Source organism: Nonomuraea sp. NPDC050547, assembly GCF_044457345.1.
Taxonomy (GTDB): Bacteria; Actinomycetota; Actinomycetes; order Streptosporangiales; family Streptosporangiaceae; genus Nonomuraea.
In genome coordinates, this window is the sequence record NZ_JBITGW010000019.1 from 156740 (window position 1) to 174784 (window position 18045).

At 71.5% G+C, this 18045-nt stretch carries 14 protein-coding genes; 1 reads left to right on the top strand and 13 read right to left on the bottom strand.

Going from position 1 to position 18045, the window contains the following annotated elements:
- Nucleotides 1–47: 47 nt before the first annotated feature.
- The 8 genes from ACIBHY_RS40130 to ACIBHY_RS40165 all read right to left on the bottom strand — a co-directional run bounded on the left by ACIBHY_RS40130 (nt 48) and on the right by ACIBHY_RS40165 (nt 9599).
- Nucleotides 48–1637, bottom strand: coding sequence for an ABC transporter permease (locus tag ACIBHY_RS40130; RefSeq protein ID WP_397309460.1), 1590 nt, complete (start codon nt 1635–1637; stop codon nt 48–50).
- Entirely contained in the window at nt 1634–2530 is an 897-nt protein-coding gene (locus ACIBHY_RS40135) for an ABC transporter ATP-binding protein (protein WP_397309461.1), read from the bottom strand. The genes ACIBHY_RS40130 and ACIBHY_RS40135 overlap by 4 nt, the downstream gene beginning before the upstream one ends.
- Before the next feature lie 451 nt (nt 2531–2981).
- Nucleotides 2982–4409 (bottom strand): sulfatase-like hydrolase/transferase, encoded by a 1428-nt coding sequence (locus ACIBHY_RS40140; RefSeq protein WP_397254022.1) that lies wholly within the window; start codon nt 4407–4409, stop codon nt 2982–2984.
- Nucleotides 4396–5394, bottom strand: coding sequence for a Gfo/Idh/MocA family protein (locus tag ACIBHY_RS40145; RefSeq protein ID WP_397254024.1), 999 nt, complete (start codon nt 5392–5394; stop codon nt 4396–4398). The genes ACIBHY_RS40140 and ACIBHY_RS40145 overlap by 14 nt, the downstream gene beginning before the upstream one ends.
- Complete coding sequence (locus tag ACIBHY_RS40150; RefSeq protein ID WP_397254026.1) at nt 5387–6496, bottom strand: substrate-binding domain-containing protein; 1110 nt, start codon at nt 6494–6496, stop codon at nt 5387–5389. Before ACIBHY_RS40150 ends, ACIBHY_RS40145 begins: the two co-directional genes overlap by 8 nt.
- Nucleotides 6493–7338 (bottom strand): carbohydrate ABC transporter permease, encoded by an 846-nt coding sequence (locus ACIBHY_RS40155; RefSeq protein ID WP_397254028.1) that lies wholly within the window; start codon nt 7336–7338, stop codon nt 6493–6495. Before ACIBHY_RS40155 ends, ACIBHY_RS40150 begins: the two co-directional genes overlap by 4 nt.
- Nucleotides 7339–7350: 12 nt before the next feature.
- The gene (locus ACIBHY_RS40160) at nt 7351–8304 is read right to left on the bottom strand and encodes a carbohydrate ABC transporter permease (protein WP_397254030.1); all 954 of its coding nucleotides are present in this window, start codon (nt 8302–8304) and stop codon (nt 7351–7353) included.
- Nucleotides 8304–9599: an ABC transporter substrate-binding protein gene (locus ACIBHY_RS40165; RefSeq protein WP_397309462.1), complete on the bottom strand. Its 1296-nt coding sequence runs from the start codon at nt 9597–9599 to the stop codon at nt 8304–8306. The genes ACIBHY_RS40160 and ACIBHY_RS40165 overlap by 1 nt, the downstream gene beginning before the upstream one ends.
- A gap of 198 nt (nt 9600–9797) precedes the next feature.
- Between ACIBHY_RS40165 and ACIBHY_RS40170 the strand changes: the two genes are divergently transcribed.
- A complete protein-coding gene (locus ACIBHY_RS40170) occupies nt 9798–12860 on the top strand; it encodes a chondroitinase family polysaccharide lyase (protein ID WP_397309463.1) in 3063 nt (1020 codons plus the stop codon).
- A gap of 199 nt (nt 12861–13059) precedes the next feature.
- On the opposite strand, the gene ACIBHY_RS40175 is transcribed toward ACIBHY_RS40170, so the two are convergent.
- The 5 genes from ACIBHY_RS40175 to ACIBHY_RS40195 are packed head-to-tail and all read right to left on the bottom strand — an operon-like array spanning nt 13060 to nt 17945.
- Nucleotides 13060–13830 (bottom strand): DUF1295 domain-containing protein, encoded by a 771-nt coding sequence (locus tag ACIBHY_RS40175; protein ID WP_397254036.1) that lies wholly within the window; start codon nt 13828–13830, stop codon nt 13060–13062.
- On the bottom strand, nt 13827–14996 hold the full coding sequence (locus tag ACIBHY_RS40180; RefSeq protein ID WP_397254038.1) for a class I SAM-dependent methyltransferase: 1170 nt from the start codon (nt 14994–14996) through the stop codon (nt 13827–13829). The genes ACIBHY_RS40175 and ACIBHY_RS40180 overlap by 4 nt, the downstream gene beginning before the upstream one ends.
- Nucleotides 14993–16129 carry a class I SAM-dependent methyltransferase gene (locus ACIBHY_RS40185; RefSeq protein WP_397309465.1) on the bottom strand — a complete coding sequence of 379 codons (1137 nt, stop codon included), beginning with the start codon at nt 16127–16129 and terminating at the stop codon, nt 14993–14995. The genes ACIBHY_RS40180 and ACIBHY_RS40185 overlap by 4 nt, the downstream gene beginning before the upstream one ends.
- Nucleotides 16126–16743 carry a DUF1365 domain-containing protein gene (locus tag ACIBHY_RS40190; RefSeq protein WP_397254042.1) on the bottom strand — a complete coding sequence of 206 codons (618 nt, stop codon included), beginning with the start codon at nt 16741–16743 and terminating at the stop codon, nt 16126–16128. The genes ACIBHY_RS40185 and ACIBHY_RS40190 overlap by 4 nt, the downstream gene beginning before the upstream one ends.
- Nucleotides 16740–17945, bottom strand: coding sequence for an NAD(P)/FAD-dependent oxidoreductase (locus ACIBHY_RS40195; RefSeq protein ID WP_397254044.1), 1206 nt, complete (start codon nt 17943–17945; stop codon nt 16740–16742). The genes ACIBHY_RS40190 and ACIBHY_RS40195 overlap by 4 nt, the downstream gene beginning before the upstream one ends.
- Between the last annotated feature and the right edge of the window lie 100 nt (nt 17946–18045).

An 18045-nucleotide genomic window follows, 5' to 3' on the forward strand; every position in this document is an offset into this window, starting at 1 on the left:
CGGAAGAGACGTCCCTGACGTGCGAGGCCCGGGGGTGCTCGTCGTGGTCAGCCGAGGTCGCGGCGGTTGAGTCTGTTCAGAGCCACGGCGCCGAGCGCCGCCGTCAGGGCCAGGATGACCACCGGGGAAACGATGGTGAACGACGCTCCCGCCACGGTGTTGGCCGTGTGGTGAAACGGCTCGGCCCGGCTCCATCCCCACAAGCCGATCAGCGGCCCGAGCAGGTCACCGATCAGCACCACCAACCCCCACGCCGCCCAGGAGAGCGCGACGGACGCCCGCGGCAGCACGCACACGGCCAGCGCGGCGACCGCCCCGACGAGCCAGGCGGCCGGCACGTGCGCCAGCGTGCCCAGCAGCACCCGGGGCAGGTCGGCGGCCGGATCGCCGAGGATCAGCGAGTAGACCAGCCCGGTGACCAGCCCGCCGAGCGCCAGCAGCGCCGGCGTCCCCGCGGCGGCCACGGCCAGATGCGCCGCGGCCCAGCGGGTACGGCTCACCGCGGTGGCCAGCAGCGCCTCGGCACGGCCGGAGCGCTCTTCCTGGTGCAGCCGGAGCGTCGCCACCACCGGGTAGAGGGCGATCGTGTACGCCAGCATGAGCACGATGACCCACAGATAGGCGTCGACCGGGTCGGCGGACGGCCCGCCGTACCGCTGAAGGAAGCCCGCCAGGACCTCCGCGGGCTGCTGCGCCAGGCGCGGGGCGGCGCCGCTGAGGCTCGCGAAGAGCACCGAGGCCACCACGACGCCGGCGGCCCACTTGAGCATCATGCCCCGCTGCAGCCGCCAGGCCAGGCTGAACGGGCCTTTCAGTCGCGGGCCGGTGGCGGGGCCGGGCCGTTCGAGCAGGAGTCCGGCGCCCAGGTCGCGGCGCGCGGCCAGTCTGTAGGCGAGCGCCAGCAGGACCGCGCCGGTCACGGCGGACAGGGCGAGCACCCACCAGCGGTCGGCCGCGTACGCACGGACCAGGTGGCTCCAGCCGAGCGGCGACAGCCAGGCGAGCCAGGTCAGACCCGAGGCGTCGCCGACGTAGCGGAGCACGTACGACACGCCGAGTACGAGCAGGCCGAGCCCGGTCGCGTTCCGCATGGTCTGCGTGAGCTGGGCGACCACGGCGGCCACGGCGGCGAACACCAGGCCGGCGGCCGCGATCGCCCCGCCGTAGGCCAGCGTGCCTTGGACCTCGACGCCGCTCATGACGAGCGCGGCGGCCGTGAGCGTCGCGGAGAGCAGGGAGGCGAGCGCCGCGACGACGAGCGCGGCGGTCAGCGGGGCGTGGCGGCCGATCACGCCGGCGCGTAGCAGTTCCTGGCGCCCGTCCTCCTCCTCCGCCCTGGTGTGACGGAGGACGATGGTCATCGCCATCCAGGCGGTGAGCAGGTACAACATGCCGCCGCTGCGCCACGCCGCCATCGCCGCGGCGGACGGCTCCGGCACCGGCCCGCCGAGTCCGAGGAACACCGGGTTGACGGAGATCAGCTCCGCGTAGACGCGCACGTCGTGCGCCGTGGGGAAGTAGCCGTTGATGTAGGTGAGCAGTCCCGTGGCGAGCAGGACCACGACGAGGATCCAGAGCGGCGAGCGGATCCTCTCGCCGCGCACGACCAGCCCGAGCAGCAGGCCGGTGCCGGTCATCGGGCCGCTCCCGCGCTCTGGTAGTGGCGCAGGAACAGTTCCTCCAGGCTCGGCGGGTTGCAGGTCAGGCCGCGCACGCCGATGACCGCCAGCCTGGCGAGCAGCGCGTCCAGCGCGTCGGCGTCGACCAGGCAGGTCAGCCGGCCGTCCGTCACCGACACCCCGTGAACGCCCGGCAGCCGGTCGAGGCCGTCGGGCGGCCCGGCCAGCTCGGCCGTGACCGACGTGCGGGTGAGCTCGCGCAGTTCGGCCAGGGTGCCCGACTCCACGTTACGGCCGGCGCGGATGATGCTGACCCGGTCGCACACGGCCTCGACCTCGGACAGGATGTGGCTGGACAGCAGCACGGTACGGCCCGCCCGCTTCTCCTCCGCGACGCACGCGCTGAAGGCCGCCTCCATGAGGGGGTCGAGGCCCGAGGTGGGTTCGTCGAGGATGAGCAGTTCGGCGTTGGAGGCGAGGGCGGCGACCAGGGCGACCTTCTGCCTGTTGCCTTTCGAGTAGGTCCGGCATTTCTTGCGCGGGTCGAGCTCGAACCTGTCCGTCAGCTCCGCGCGGCGTCGCTCGTTCAGGCCGCCGCCCGAGCGTGCGAGCAGGTCGATCACCTCGCCGCCGGTGAGGGCCGGCCACAGGGTCACGTCGCCGGGCACGTACGCCAGGCGCTGGTGCAGCTCGCAGGCCTGCTGCCAGGGGTCGCCGCCGAGCAGCCGTATTCGGCCGGAGTCGGCGCGTACCAGGCCCAGCAGGATGCGGATGGTCGTGGACTTTCCCGCGCCGTTCGGGCCGAGAAAGCCGTGCACCTCGCCGGGGCGGACGGTCAGGTCCAGTCCGTCCAGTGCGCGCGTCGCGCCGTAGGACTTCGTGAGGCCGGCGACCGAGATCAGATCGTTCATGGTGTCATTCCTTGTGAAGGACGGGTCCGGGCGCGCCGAAGAAGTGGCCCGGCGGCGCCGGGCCAGAGCCGGGCGTGCCCCGGGTTCAGAGGTTCTGGGTGACGCCCCTGGCATCGGCCTGCTCGAGTACCGCGATGGACTCCCTGGCCGGGCGGGTCCGCCCGGTCCGCTCCCCTGCCATGCGATCCCTCTAGGTCATCCAGAATGCCAGCAATTTCAGACTAGACTAAAATTGCTGGCATGAACAGCCTCCCACGACACAGGGGCCTCAGGACGTCCCGCCCATCGAGCTCTCGCCGCGTCGCAGCCCCCCGCAACGCGATCAGCCGCGGCACTGCCGCGCGGCGACAAGCCACCGCTGCAAGACGTGGTTCCGGCCGGCCACGCGATCGTCGGTCAGTACCAGCGCCTTCGGGCGGTTCGACCACACCGACGGCGCCAGGCTGCGGAGCTAGGCGCTCCCGTAGTGCGGGACCACCGGGAACGGCGGCGGCTCGAAGGCCGCCGTTCCCGCCGCGCCGGGGGCGGTCTGCCCCGCCCCCGTCACGGGCAGCGCCCGCCCATCGGCCGCCGGGTCGGCGTAGGCGGTGAACCAGGCGTCCATCCGCGCCGCGAGCTCGTCCTGTACGGCGTGCGTCCCGGCCAGGTTGCGCTCCTCGCCCGGGTCCACGGCCAGGTCGTAGAGCTCGTGCGGACCGTACGGGTAGCGGTGCACGTACTTCCAGCGGCTGGTCCGGATCATGCGGACCGGGCCGTACTCGTCGAAGACCACCACCGACGCGTCCGGGTCCCCCGGGGCACCCGCGAGTACCCCGGCGAACGAGCGGCCGGGCAGGTCGGGATCGTCGCCGCCGAGGCCGAGGTGATCGAGCAGCGTGGGCCGCATGTCGTAGGCCGACAGCAGGGACTCGCACACCCGCCCGCCTGGCACCCTGCCCGGCTGGCTGACGATCGCCGGCACCTTGACCGAGCTGTCGTACATGTTCTGCGGGAACGTCCCGTTGCCCTTCCCCCAGATCCCGTGGTGCCCGCAGTTGAACCCGTTGTCGCTGGTGAAGACCACCAGCGTGGAGGAGGTGAGGCCGAGCGAGGACAGCGTGGCCAGCACCCGCCCGATCCCGGCGTCCATCGCCGACACCGCCGCGAAGTAGCCGGTCAGCGCCGCCCGCGTGTCCGGCTCACCGCCGACGGGAGCCCCGCGGGAGCCGTACTTCTGCCAGGGGTGCGGCTCCCCCTGCGGGCACGACTCGAAGGCGCACCCGTCGTAGAGCGCCTCGAACGCGGCGGGATGCTGCCCCTGCCACGGCTTGTGCGGAGCGGTGTAGTGCAGCGACAGGTAGAACGGCGCGTCCTGTTCCGCCTCCGCGCGCAGGAACGCGCACGCCTCGCCGGTGAACACGTCGGTCAGGTAGCCGGGCTCGTCCCGCCGGACGCCCTGGTCGTAGAGCACCGCGCCGCGGTACGGCCCGCCGCCGCTCTCGTGCGCCAGCCATCGCACGAACCCCGGTCTGGGCCGGTCGTTGGCCCCCAGGTGCCACTTGCCGACCAGCCCGAGACGGTACCCGGCCTCGTGCAGGTCGTCGGTGAACAGCCGCCGCCCGGCCAGGAAGTCCACCCCGTCCGGCCCCGCGTGCCCCCGGCTGATCCAGTCGTGCACGCCGTGCCGCGACGGGATCTCCCCGCTGAACAGCGAGGCGCGGGCGGGCGAGCAGACGGGGGAGGCGCAGAAGAAGTTCGGCAACCGCACCCCCTCGGCGGCCAGCGCGTCGAGGTGGGGGGTGCTGATCTCCGGGTTGCCCGCGCAGCCGAGCGCCCACGGCCCCTGATCGTCGCTGAGGATGAACAGGACATTGGGCCGGAGCGGGTCACGGCTGGCCAACGAGCACCTCCGTGGCGACCGGGCGGCCCTCGGCGGCCGAGGCGTAGGCGGCCAGCACGACCTGCACGACGTGCCGCCCGTGCGCGCCGGTCACGGCGGGCTCGACGCCGTGCCGTACGGCGTGCGCGAAGTCGGTGAGCTGGGCGGCGAAGGCGGCGGCGATGTCGCCGGGGGCGGTCCGGTGCAGCCAGGTGGTGGCGCCGTCGCGGTGCAGGGCGGCGCCGGCCGAGGCGGAGACGACCAGGGAGCCGCGCTCGCCGACGACGGTGAGTTCGTCGTGCGCGGGGGGCGGGCCGGTGCTGGTCACCGTGATCTGGGCGGTGAGGCCGCCGGTGAGCGAGAGCCGTACCAGGGCGTCGGTCTCGATGGGTGAGCCGTGCACGGTGGCCTCGACCTGTTCGGCTCGGCGGCCGGTCAGCCAGAGGAGCCGGTCCACGCAGTGCGCGCCGATGTTGATCAGCACGCCGCCGCCGGAGACGGCCGGGTCGAGGAACCAGGCGGGGCGTGAGCCGGGACGGTAGTCGGAGCCGCGCCGGTCGGAGAGCAGCAGCGGTGCGCCGATCTCGCCCTCGGCGAGGGCGGCCATGGCGGCGGCCTTGGCGGGCAGGAAGCGCTGGATGTGGCCGACGGCCAGGCGTACCCCGGCGCGGGCGCAGGCGTCGATCATCAGGTCGGTGTCGGCGAGCGTGGTGGCCATCGGCTTCTCGACGAGCACGTGCAGGCCCGCCGCCGCCGCGTCGCGGACGATCGCGGTGTGCAGGGCGTGCGGGGTGTTGACGAGGACCGCGTCCACCTCGCCGGAGGCGATCAGGTCGTGGTGGGTGGCGTGTACGCGGGCGCCGTGCGGGGCGGCCAGGCGGTGGGCCGCCTCCAGGTTCGGGTCGCAGACGGCGTTCACCCGGACGCCGGGCACGGCGGTCGCGGCCTCGGCGTGCAGAGCGCCGACGGCGCCCGCGCCGACCAGTCCGAGACGGAGTTCAGTCAATGGTGGTCTCCCCCGAGGAGGCGCCGCAGGAGCGGCGCACGACGATGCCGGGGCGAAGCCGTACCTGGTGGCGGGGCAGGCCGGGTTCGCGCAAGCGGCGTAGCAGGAGTTCGGCCGCATGGCGGCCGAGGTGGCGCTTGGGCGGGGAGACCGCGGTGAGCGGGATCTCCGCCAGGTCGGCGATCTCGTCGTCGTAGGCGACGATCGCCAGGTCGCCGGGCACGTCGAGGCCAAGCCGCCGGGCGGCCGAGGCCACGAAGGTGGCCTCGCGGTCGCCGAAGCATACGACCGCGGTGACGCCGTCGGCGGTGATCCGCCGCACGTGCTCGTCGGCGACGCGCGGATTCCACTCGCTCTGCGGCGCGGCGAACGGCTCGGCGGCGCCCAGCCCGAGTGCGGCGACCGCGGTGGTGAACCCTCTGGTGACGGGGGCGGCGGTCGGGTTGCCCGACCGGGTGAGCAGGGCCAGGCGGGTGTGGCCGAGGGCGGCGAGGTGGCGTACGGCCAGGTGGCCGCCGGCCTCGTGGTCGGTGCGGACGTGCTCGCTGGGGTCGTCGCCGTCGTCGAGGCCGCGTTCCATCAGCACGACCGGCACGGGCAGCGCGGTGAGCCTGCCGACCACGGCCGCCGGATCGCCCCGCCCGATGAGGGTGGGCACGACCAGCAGGCCGTCGACGCCGGAGTCGAGCATGCGGCGCAGCGCCGCCTCCTCCTCGGTCGGCTCGTAGCGGGAACAGGCCAGCATCAGCCTGGCGCCCGCGCCGGTGAGCGTCTCCTCGATGCCCTCGAGCACGCGCGGGTAGTACAGCGTGGTGTCGGGGACGATGACGCCGACCAGCGCGGCCTCGCCTCTGACGGCGGAGGCGTGCTCGACGACGAAGGTGCCCGCGCCCTGCCGCCTGATCACCAGACCCTCGCCGACGAGCTCGTCGACCGCCCGCCGGACAGTGGTGAGGCTGACCTCGTGGGTGCGGGCGAGCTCCTGCTCGGTGGGCAGTTTCGCGCCGGTGGGCCAGACGCCGGAGCGGATCTCCGCGCGCAGCTCGGCGGCCAGCCGCTGGAACTTGAGCTCACGAGCCATGTGCACGACGTCCGTCCTCATTTCACCGACCCCAGGGTCATGCCCTCGATGATCCTTCTGCCCAGCCAGACGTAGCAGGCGAGAACGGGCAGCACAACCGTGCAGACTCCGGCGAACAGGCCGCCCCAGTCGGCTCCGTTGTACTGCATGCGCTGCAGGAAGCCGAGCAGGGCGAGGGAGAGGGTGGCGTTCTCCTCGCTCTGCAGGAAGATCAACCCGAACAGGGTCTCACCCCAGTGCTGAATGATGTTGAGGATCATCGCGGTGATGATGCCGCTGCGCGCGAGCGGCAGCATGATCTGCCAGAACGTGCGGTTGGGCGTGGCCCCGTCGAGGGCCGCCGCCTCCTCCAGTTCCTTGGGCAGCGAGCCGAAGAAGCCGGTGAGGAAGAAGACGGTGAACGGCATCGAGGTGGCGACGTAGAGGATCCAGAGTCCGGTGAGGCTGTCCACAAGGTAGAGCTGGTTCATCATGACGTACAGCGGCAGCACGATGACCTGGGACGGGATGCCGAGGCCGAGGGCGAAGAAGGCGGTGATGCCGCTGTTCCAGCGGGTCAGGATGCGGCTCAGGGCGTAGGCGGCGGGGGCGGCCAGGGCGATGGTGGCCACGGCGGTGCCGACGGTCAGCAGCAGCGTGTTGACGGTGGCGCCGCCGAAGTCGCTGGCCGTCCAGGCGCGCGAGTAGTTGTCCCAGTGAGGGTCGGTGGGCAGCGCCCAGGGGGCGGCGAAGATGTCGCGGGTGGACTTGAGCGAGGTCAGCAGCATCCAGATCGCTACGGCCACGCTGAACAGGGCGAACAGCCAGGCGAAGGGCGAGCCGAGCAGTTTGGCCGGGCCGGGGAGCCGGCGGAGTGCGTTCATCGGGGCCTGCTTTCAGAACTGGACCGTGTCGCGGCGGAACAGCCGGCGCAGGACCACGACCAGCACGCCGACCAGGGCGAGCATGACCATGCCGGTGGCGGCGGCGGAGCCGTACTTGGGTACGCCGCTGGAGAAGGCCTCGGCGTAGGCGTACAGCGCGGTGTTCCAGACCTTGGTCGGGGGGAGTTGCCCGGCGGCTCCGGCGAACGCGTAGATGAACTCGAAGATCTTGATCGCGCTGATGCTCCAGAGCACCGCGCAGACTCCGACGACGTCCCACATCAGCGGGAAGGTCACGTGCCTGAAGCGCTGCCAGGCGTTGGCGCCCTCCAGGTCGCACGCCTCGTACAGGTCCTTGGGGATGCGGTCGACGGCGGCCATCAGGATCGTGGTGAAGAAGCCGGTCTGCACCCATACCAGGCCGATCATGATGACGGTGAAGAGGTTCTCGGTGCCCAGCCAGTTGGGTGGCTGGTCCACGCCGAAGGCCCGCAGCGCCTGGTTGACGACGCCTTCGGCCTGGAACAGGAAGCCCCACAGGATGGACAGCACGACGCCGGAGACGATGTTCGGGAAGAAGATGATCGCCCGGACCGCCTTACGGCCCGTCATCTCGCGCAGGATGATCGTCAGCAGGAAGCTGAGCGCGAAGGTGGCGCCGCCGACCACGAACAGGATGGTCAGCGTGTTCAGGAAGGAGTCGTGGAAGATCGGGTCGAGCAGCAGCCGCCGGTAGTTGTCGATCCCGGCGAACTCCATCGGGCCCGCGCCCGCCCAGGTGTTCAGGCTGATCCAGGCGGTGGCGAGGGTGGGCAGGATGTAGAAGACGACGTACAGGACGAGCGCGGGCGCGACGAACGGCCAGAACAGGCGGCGCCGCCGGCGGGCGAGCGGGCTGGTCCGCTCGGCGGGGGCGGCGGGCGCGGGACCGGTGGTCTTGGATCGCCTGACTGCGGTGACGGTCATCAGGCGTTGAGCTTCCAGAAGTCGACGGAGGTGCTCTTGAGCTTGGCGACGAACTCGGCGGCGGAGAGCTTCCCGGTGATCAGGTCGGTGTTCACCGGTTGGAAGACCTTGGTGTACCAGTCGGCGTGATCCATCTTCACCCCGTCGAGCGCGGCGTGCGTCTCGGCGGTGTCCAGAGTCTTCTTGACGTCGGCGAGGACGGCGGGCACGTCGATGTCGGCGCGCGGGGTGATGTTGTTCGCCTCCGAGGCGATCTTGGACAGGCGGTCCTTGTTCATGAAGTGGGCGATGAACCGTTCCGCCGCGTCGGCGTTTCGGGCCTGGGCCGGGATGGCGAAGCCGATCAGCGAGATCTCCTGGGTCTGCTGCCCGGTGGCGCCCTTGGGGAAGGGGAAGGAGCGGTACTCGAAGCCTTCCTTGGCCGACGGTTTGGTCTCGCTCGGCGCGAACGTGCCCAGCAGCAGGAAGTCGGCGTCGCCGCCGGCCCACTTCTGCTGGATGGCGGGGAACTTGCTGCCGTCGTAGCCCTTGACGAAGTAGCCGCCCTTGACGATCTGCTCGATCTTCTGGATCGCGGTCACGAACGCGGGGTCGTCGAACTTCGCGCCCGTCTTGTCGGTGGCGGCGGCGCCGAACGCGCCGGGCCCGAGGTCGCGCAGCACCGCGTGGTAGGTCCAGAAGGCGGAGTAGTCGGCGATGTCGGCGTCCAGCGCCAGCGGTCCTCCGCCGCGCGCGGCCTTGCGCTTGTCCAGCAGGGCGACGAAATCCGCCCAGTTCTGCGGCGGCGCGGCGGCCACGTCCTTGAGGGCGTTGCCGTCGTACCAGATCTGCTCGGCCAGCACCTCGTACGGCACCAGCCACGCCTTGCCGTCCTGGGTGGCGTAGTCCCGGTACTTCTGGTCGATGACGTCCCCGACCTTCTTGCCCGTCTCCCCGGGGATCTCCCGCGCGTACACGCCGGTCAGGTCGCGGCCCTGCCCGGTGGCGACGAAGGTGGACTTGACGAACCGGTCGGCGGAGTCGACCAGGTCGGCGGGCACGTTCCTGGTGTTGAGGGTCGGGGCGAGCTGCTTGGCGACGTCGCGGCCCTTCCATTCGACCTTGACCTTGACGCCCGTTTCCTTGGTGAACGAGGCGATCGCCGACTCCAGCACCTTGGCCTGGGGTTCGCCGGCCTTCCACATGGACCAGTAGACGAGCTCGTCGGCGGCCTCCTTGGACGAGCCGCCGCAGGCCGCGAGGCCGAGAGCGAGCGCGCCCACCGCGGTCACGGTTTTCAGCAGGGATGCGTTCATCGAACACTCCGGGAGGGTGGGGAGGGGTTTCGGTCATCCTGCTCGCCCGTTCATTACAGAGTCAACACCATGAATTAGGGATGAATCTGCGGACCTGCGCGGATGCTGCCACCTGCCCGCGGAACTGCTCGGGATTACGTCTTTATTCATCCCTTAGTCGTCCCGTTGGATACGGCCAACCGAGCCGAGGGAGGCCGCATGCCGGAGATCACTCGTAGGACCGCGCTCATGGCGGGGGCGGCGGGAGCCGCGGGAGCCGTACTGCTGCCGCCTGGGCGGGCGGGCGCCGTGGTCGACGGCGACCTGGAGCAGCGGGCGATGGCCATGCGGCCGCCGGTGTTCCTGCTGGAGTCCGCCGTGCCGCCGCACTTCACCGCGGGCCGCGGCTCGACGCTGACGATCAGCGAACAGGTGGCGGTGTGCGGCACCCGATCCCTGCGCTGGGAGTACGGCGAGCGCTCGACGATCACCGTGAAGGCGCCGCTGCGCTGGGCCCCCGACCCCTACCGGCCGGGAGACGACCAGGCCTGGCAGGGGCTGGTGGACGCGTTCGCGGTGTGGATCCACAACGAGACGCCCGTCGACGACGTGGTCCGCTTCGAGTTCGGGCGCGGCGAACGGACCGACGTCTGGTTCGCGTTCAGGCTCGGCTTCACCGGCTGGCGGACGGCATGGGTGCGCTACGCCTACGACATGCACGGCCGCCCGCACCGGGACATGGACACGCTGCGCATCGTGGCGCCCAAGCGGGCGGGCGTCCTGCACCTCGACCAGCTGATGCTCAACGTGCCGCTGCGGCCGGACGCGCCGTGCGGCGACGCGCAGGTGCCCGACATCGCGAAGGAGGGCCCGGACTACGACAACCAGCACTGGCAGGCGCTCTACCTGTTCGACAAGCTGCTGTCCGAGGCGGAACCGGACTCGGCCCCGCCCACGGCGGAGGAGACCGCCTCGCTGCGGGCACTGCACACCCGCTACCACGACGGCTACCTGATCGCGCCGGTCAAGGTGGACGTGGCCGCGCTCACCGCGCAGACCGAGGCGCTGATGGGCCGCCCGGTGCACTCCTACCAGGCGCAGATCTACCCGGTGGAGATCGCCGCCGAGCTCAAGGCGTTCGTCAACCCGGTCACCCTGCGCGTCTGCACCGACCTGATGAAGAGCGTCGCCCAGGCCCACCAGGCCGGCCCCGCCGACCGGCCCGCGCTGGCCGCGCTCTACCTGAGGATCGTCGGCCACCTGCGCGAGCAGGGCTGGACCAGGGGAAGCTGCCAGGGCACCATCCATCACCTGGGCTACGACGCGCGCGGCTACTACGACTCGGTGTACCTGATGCGCGAGGCGCTGCGCCAGGCCGGGATGCTGGAGGAGATCCGCGCCGACCTGGACTGGCTGACCGGCCTGGGCCGGATCTTCCGCGGCTGGAAGCACCGGATGGCGCACGGCAGCACGATGGACATCCACAACACCACCGCGCGCGGCATGCTGGCCGCCGTGCTGCTGCGCGACACCGAGGCCGAACAGGTGGCCTACCTGCGGGTGCTGCGCGACTGGCTGAGCGAGTCGCTGCTGCCGACGACCGGCATCCAGGACGGGCTCAAGGCCGACGGGACGGCCTTCCACCACGTCGGCTTCTTCCCCGACTACGTCCGCGACGGGTTCGGCGGGCTGGCCCCGATCGTGCACGTGATGAGCGGCGGCGCCTTCGCCCTGTCCGCCGAGGCGTACGGCTGGCTGAAGAAGGCGCTGCTCACCATGCGCGTCTACGCCAACAAGAACCACTGGCCGATCTCGATCAGCGGGCGCAACCCGATCGGCACCACCGGGCTGTCCGTCGTGCCGTACCAGTGGCTGGCCGTCGACGCCGCCGGGGAGCCCGACCCGGAACTGGCGGCGGCGTTCCTGCGACTGCTGCCCGCCTCCCCCAGCGGCGCGCAGAAGGCGCTGGCCGCCCGGCTGGCCGCGCGCGGCATCACCGCGGAGGCGTCGCCGACCGGCAACTGGACGCTCAACTACGCCGCGCTGAACGTGCACCGGCGAGGCGACTGGCAGGTCAGCGTGCGCGGGCACAACCGCTACCTGTGGAGCACCGAGATCTACGTCGGCGCGAACTGGTACGGCCGTTACAACACCTACGGCCAGATCCAGGTGCTGCACCGCGGCGAGCCGGTGACCAACCTCGACAGCGGCTACGCGCACAACGGCTACGACTGGAACCGGCGGCCGGGCACCACCACCATCCACAAGCCGCTCGACCGGCTCCGCGGGGATCTCACCGGGGCGATCGAGGAGATGCTGCTCACCGACTCGCGTTTCGCCGGTTCGTGCAGCATCGACGACAAGCACGGCCTGTTCGCCATGGACCTGCGCGAGCACCCCAGGTACGAGGGCTCGCACCGGGCCCGCAAGTCGGTGTTCCTGTTCGACGAGCGAGTGGTCGCGCTCGGCACCGGCATCACCAACGACGACGCGGTCAACGACACCGAGACCACGCTCTTCCAGACCCGGCACGTGGGCGACGTGCTGGCCGACGGGACCGCGCTGCCGTATCCCCATCCGGCCGCCGAGACGGGGGCGCGGTGGCTGCTGGACGACAAGGGAATCGGCTACTACCTGCCCCCCGGCCAGCGGGTCGGGGTGTCGCGCGGGCCCCAGTCCTCCCGGCACAACGCCACGGAGGCGGCCACCGCCGGCGACTTCTCCACCGCCTGGATCAAACATGGGACCGCGCCGCGGCAGGGGGCCTACCACTACGCCATGGTCGTCGGCGCGACCGCCGAGGGGATGGCCGCGTTCGCCGCCGGGATGGCGGAGGCGCAGCGGGCGCCGTACACGGTGGAGCGGGCCGACACCCGCGCCCACGTGGTCACCGACCGGCAGACCGGGATCACCGGCTACGCCGTCTTCGAGCCGACCGGCCTGGACGGGGTGATCCGCCGCGTCGACACCCCGGCGCTGCTGCTCACCCGCCGGGACGGCGAGGCTCTGGTGGTCGCCGTGAGCGACCCCGACCTGCGGCTCTACTCCGGGATCGACCACGACCAGTACGAGCGCGGGCGCTACGTCGGCCGCTTCAGCCCGTGGTCGCGGCGGTGGCTGACCAGCGCGAGCCACCCCCACCTGCTGCGGGTCACCGTGGCGGGCCGGTGGCGCGCGGACGACGACCAGCCCTGCACCGCCCGCGCGCACGGCGATCGCACGATCATCACCTTCGAGACCGTCGACGGACGCCCCTTGCAGGTACGCCTCACGCCCGCGTGACTTCGTGCCCTCTCATCGGGGCCGGGTCATGGTCTGCCGGATGGCTACCAGGTGGCGGAGCACTCACGGGTCCGCCACCTTTCTCCGCTGGGCCGTCGCAGCAACCCGATCCGGGGAGGGCGGCAAGAGCGTACCGCGTCAAAGGGGACCAACGACGCATGACCTCACGGCAGACGCCGAGCGCTCGCCTGGCGCACGCTCATCGGCGCTTGGGCGGCAGAGGAATGAAGCCGCTGGTGCGGCGGACGTAGTCGGCATATCCCGGCCGGGTGGCCGACAGCCGCCGTTCCAGCAGGGGCTTGCCGGTCTTGGCGAGCAGGAAGTACGTCATGACGAGCGGAGAGAGGAGGGTCAGGACGCCGGGCCGGCGTTCGGCGGCGATGAGGAAGAGTCCCCACCAGATGGCGGCGTCGCCGAAGTAGTTGGGGTGGCGTGTGTAGCGCCACAGACCGGTGTCCAGCACGCGTTCCTTGTTGGCGGGGTCGGCGCGGAAGCGGGCCAGTTGCCGGTCGCCGACGGTCTCGAAGACGAACCCGACCAGCCACAGCGCCACGCCCGCCCAGCCCAGCCGGCCGACCGGCCCGGTCGTGGTCATGCCGACCTGGACGGGCAGCGAGACGAACAACATGATCAGGCCCTGGGTGAGGTAGATCGTCCGGAAGGCGTAGGCGTCGCGGCTGCCCGGGGCCTTGGCCAGGAGGGTCTCGTAGCGGGGGTCTTCGCCGCCGCCGGCGACCCGCCGGCCGAGGTGCAGGGCCAGTCGTAGCCCCCACAGGCAGGTCAGGGCGAGCAGCAGCGAACCGCGCAGCGGATCGCCGCCGCCCTGGAGGAAGGCGGCCAGCGCGATGACGGCGAAGCCGAGGCCCCAGGCCGCGTCGATCACGGCGTGCTTGCCCACCTTGATCGCCACTCCAAAGGTGATCACCATGAGGAAGGCCACCGTGGCCGCGCAGGACAGGAAGACGTTCACCGTGGTCTCCTCAGCACGATCTGATGAACGTCCATGCGGCCCTGCTCGAAGGCGAGCAGGCCGCCGGCCAGGTACAGCTGCCACACGCGGGCACGCTCCTCGCCGATCAGTGTCCTGACCTCCGCCAGGCGTTGATTGAACCGGTCCTGCCAGGCTTGGACGGTCCGCACGTAGTGGTGCCCGAGCGAGCGGGTGTGATCCACCACGAATCCGGCGCGCGACAGCATGGCGGTGGTCCGCGCCAGGGGTCTCATGTGCATGTCGGGGGCGATGTAGCGTTCGATGAACGGCCCGCCGCCGGGCCGGCGATCGCGCGACATCTGCTGGATGAGCGCTCTGCCGCCGGGGCGCAGCAGCCGGTACAGCGCGGCCGCGTAGCCGGGGTAGCCGGCCTGGCCGACGTGCTCGCCCATCTCGATGGAGCTGATCGCGTCGTAGGGGCCGTCGGCGAGGTCGCGGTAGTCCTGCGACCTGATGTCCACCGGTAGTCCTGCGGCCCGGTCGAGGGCGAACCGCCGCTGGGCAGCCGAGAGCGTGACGCCGACGACCGCCACACCCCGCTCGCGCGCCGCGTGCAGGGCCAGTGATCCCCAGCCGCAGCCGACGTCGAGGATGCGCATGCCGGGCCGCAGGTTCAGGTCGTCGCAGATGCGGTCGAGTTTGCGGCGTTGCGCCCGCTCCAGATCGTCGCCGGGTCCGAAGACGGCGCACGAGTAGGCCATCGAATCATCCAGGAGGAGCTGGTAGAACGCGTTGGACAGGTCGTAGTGGTGGGCGATGGCGGCGCGGTCGCGTCCGCGGGTGTGCAACCGGCCGCGCAGCCGTGCCTCCGCGGCCGGGACCGCGGGCCGGGGGCCGAGCACGCCCGGCAACCGGATCAGCGCCAGCAGGTCGCGCGGGCGTGGGCGGAAGGCGGGCGCGGCGCGTACCCGGCGCAGGGTCTGGGTGAGGTCACCGTGGAAACGGAGGTGGCCGCTGATGTAGGCCCTGGCCAGGCCGAGCTCGCCCGGACTCCACAGCAGGTGCCGGGCGGCGACGGGGCTGCGCAGTTCGAGCGCCGGGCCGTCGCCGTGTGTGCTGCCGTCCCAGAACCGGATCGTCACCGGCGGCCTTCCGCCGAAGAGCGCGTCGATCGAGTGTCCCGCTCGGGCCGCGATCGTCGTCAAGGGCGTCCCCTTTCCATGGTGAGCTGCCAGACGTCGAGGTAGCCGGAGCGGAATCCGGCTTCGGAGTAGGCGAGATAGAACCTCCACATGCGGTGGAAGGTCTCATCGAAGCCGAGTTTGGTGATGAGGTCGTGCTGCTGCGTGTAGCGTTCGCGCCACAGTCTCAGGGTGTGGGCGTAGTGCTCGCGTAGCGACAGCCGTTCCACGATGCGCAGCGGCCCGAGCAGGCTCTCGATCGCGGGGACAGAGGGCAGCATGCCGCCGGGGAAGATGTGCTTCTGCACCCAGGTGTGCGTGCCGAGTGTGGCCAGCATGCGATCGTGCGGCATCGTGATGGCCTGCAGCGCGATCCGGCCGCCCGGGGCCAGGCGCCGCCGGAGCACCGCGAAGTAGTCCGGCCAATGCCGGGCGCCGACGGCCTCGATCATCTCGGCGCTGACGATCGCGTCGTAGCTTCCGTCGACTTCGCGGTAGTCGCAGAGCCGGAAGTCCGGCCTTCCCGGGAAGCGGGTGGCGCTCGCTCGTTCGCGGGCCCGTTGCGCCTGCTCCTCGGACAGGGTGATCGAGACCACGTCGGCGCCTCGCCGGGCGGCGCGGATGGCCAGTTCGCCCCATCCGCTGCCGATCTCCAGCAGGCGCGTGCCCGGCCCGACCCTGGCCTGCGTCAGCAGGCGGTCGATCTTGCGGTGCTGCGCGGGCGCCAGGTCGGCCCACGTCGCGGCGGCCGGGTCGGCGAACCAGGCCGCCGAGTAGGTCATGCCCTCATCGAGGAAGGCGGCGAACAGCTCGTTGGACAGGTCGTAGTGCCGCGCGATGTTTCGGCGCGCCCCCTCCGGGCTGCCGCGTACGGCCAGCGGAGCCCTCGGCAGGGCCAGCCGCCGCAGCCGCTGCAGTGACGGCGGCACGAGCGTGCCGACCTCGCCGGCCAGCGCGGTCAGCACGCCGACGAGGTCGTCGGCGTCCCAGTCTCCCGCCGTGTAGGACTCGCCGAACCCGATCAGCCCATCAGCGCCCACCCGGCGGAAGAACGCGTCGGGCCGATGGAGTCGAAGTCCGGTCAAGGCGGGGCCCATGCGGCGGGCGACGCGCAGGAACAGCTGCCGGGCCAGCTGGGCCCGCAACCAGGCGGTCATCGGTCCACTCCAGGCGGCTGGATCGTGAGCCCACGCAGATACAGGCCGATCCCCTGGCGGCGGATGCGGGCGCTGGTGAAGACCGGAGCCAGGACGTGACGCGCCTTCATGGCCGGCACCCTGCGTCCGCGCACACTGGCGGCGAAAGGGGGCCTGCCCTGCCGGTGCAGGGTGACCGTCAGGCGGAGCCGTTCATCGGGGATCGGCAGATCGATGCGGTAGAAGCCGTCGACCTCGTTGAAGGGCGAGACGTGAAACTCCTTGGCGGCCTCGCGCGCGCCCGGCCGCAGAAGGTAGCGGTGGCGCCCGCCGTAGGTGTTGCGCACCTCGGCGACCGTGGCCGCGAGCCGTCCGCCGGAAAAGCACCAGTGCACCCGCAAGGGGTCGAAGGCCCAGCCCAGCAGCCGGTGGTGGGCCAGGGTCAGTACCCGGTCGGCGGCCAGCTCATGGCGGGCAAGGAACGCGTCGAGGTCACCACGGCCCGCGGGCGGCGCGACCAGCGATCCGCGTGGTGGTTCGTCGGCATCGGCCAGGCACAGTGCCGTGCGGTAGCGGAAGGTGTTGCGCACCGGCTCGGCCCTGGCGTGGGTGATCACGCACTCGTAGAGGATCACCAGTCACCGCCCAGCGCCTGGGCGGCCAGCAGCCCGGAGCGGCAGCCGTCTTCGTGGAATCCCCAACCGTGGTAGGCGCCGGCGAAGGCGATGCGCCGATCGTTGAGCCAGGGCAGGCGCCGTTGCGCCGCGACCGACTCGGGGGTGTATGCCGGATGCCGGTAGACCATGCGCGCGATCTCATGGTGCGCGGCGATCGGTTCACCCAGGCTGACCAGGTACGGCTGGCCCTGCAGGCGGTTCATGTCGTAGCTCACCCGCACACTCGGCACGGCGGCGGCACGGCAGTCCATGCGCAGATTCCACGACGCCCGCGCCCCGGCGGCCCGCGGAAGGACCGTGGTGTCGGTGTGCAGGACGGCTTCATTGCGCGAGTAGGTGAAGGCGCCGAGCACCTCACGCTCGGCCTCCGTAGGCGCGGCCAGCAGGCGCAGCGCCTGGTCGGGATGGGTGGCCACGACCGCGGCCGCGAAGGTGTGCCGGCCATCGGCGACCAGCTCCACGCCGTCGCCCGAGCGGCGCAGCCGGATCACCGGACAGCTTGTGCGCACGGCCGGCAGGTGCTTGGCGATGCGCTCCACGTAGGCGCGCGAGCCGCCGACGACGGTGCGCCAGCGCGGAGATCCGCCCACCGCCAGCATCCCGTGGTTACGCAGGAAGGTGAACAGGTGGCGGGCCGGATACTGCAAGGCCCTGGCCGGTGTGCACGACCAGACCGCCGAGATCAGCGGCGCGAGGAAGTGCGTGCCGAAGTAGGGGGTGAAACCGCTGGCGAACTCACCGAGCGTCCGATCCTGGCCCGAGGCCAGGGCCTGCCGCGCCGCCCGGCGGAAACGCGGCACCTCACCCAGCATGCGCAGGTACGCCGGCCGTACCCGGCCCTGGGCCAGAAGCCCGGTCAGTCCCTTGCCGCCCGCGTACTCCAGCCCGCAGCCCGCGCACGAAACGGACAGGCTCATCTGCGATGCGCGGGTCTCGACGCCGAGCTCGGCGAACAGCCGCGTCAGCAGCGGATAGGTCCGGCGGTTGTGCACGATGAAGCCGCTGTCCACGGCCCCGGTCGGCACGTCGTGGGTGTGCGCGTGGCCGCCGAGCCGCTCGTCGGCCTCGAACAGGGTCACGTCGTGGTCTCGTTGCAGCACGTAGGCCGCGGTGAGACCGGCGATGCCGCTGCCGATCACCGCGATCCTGCGTCGTTCCATGATCACTTCCTCAGAAAGGAACCCGGTCGAACAGCTCCACATACGCCTATTCGGAGCCGACGGGCCGGCGGTTGCCCTCCTGGAGAAATTTGTTCAGCAG

Coding starts and splice junctions, on each gene's coding strand:
- ACIBHY_RS40130 (WP_397309460.1), bottom strand. CDS start 1,637: ATGACCGGCACCGGCCTGCTGCTCGGGCTGGTCGTGCGCGGCGAGAGG.
- ACIBHY_RS40135 (WP_397309461.1), bottom strand. CDS start 2,530: ATGAACGATCTGATCTCGGTCGCCGGCCTCACGAAGTCCTACGGCGCG.
- ACIBHY_RS40150 (WP_397254026.1), bottom strand. CDS start 6,496: ATGAGGACGGACGTCGTGCACATGGCTCGTGAGCTCAAGTTCCAGCGG.
- ACIBHY_RS40155 (WP_397254028.1), bottom strand. CDS start 7,338: ATGAACGCACTCCGCCGGCTCCCCGGCCCGGCCAAACTGCTCGGCTCG.
- ACIBHY_RS40160 (WP_397254030.1), bottom strand. CDS start 8,304: ATGACCGTCACCGCAGTCAGGCGATCCAAGACCACCGGTCCCGCGCCC.
- ACIBHY_RS40165 (WP_397309462.1), bottom strand. CDS start 9,599: ATGAACGCATCCCTGCTGAAAACCGTGACCGCGGTGGGCGCGCTCGCT.
- ACIBHY_RS40170 (WP_397309463.1), top strand. CDS start 9,798: ATGCCGGAGATCACTCGTAGGACCGCGCTCATGGCGGGGGCGGCGGGA.
- ACIBHY_RS40185 (WP_397309465.1), bottom strand. CDS start 16,129: ATGACCGCCTGGTTGCGGGCCCAGCTGGCCCGGCAGCTGTTCCTGCGC.
- ACIBHY_RS40195 (WP_397254044.1), bottom strand. CDS start 17,945: ATGGAACGACGCAGGATCGCGGTGATCGGCAGCGGCATCGCCGGTCTC.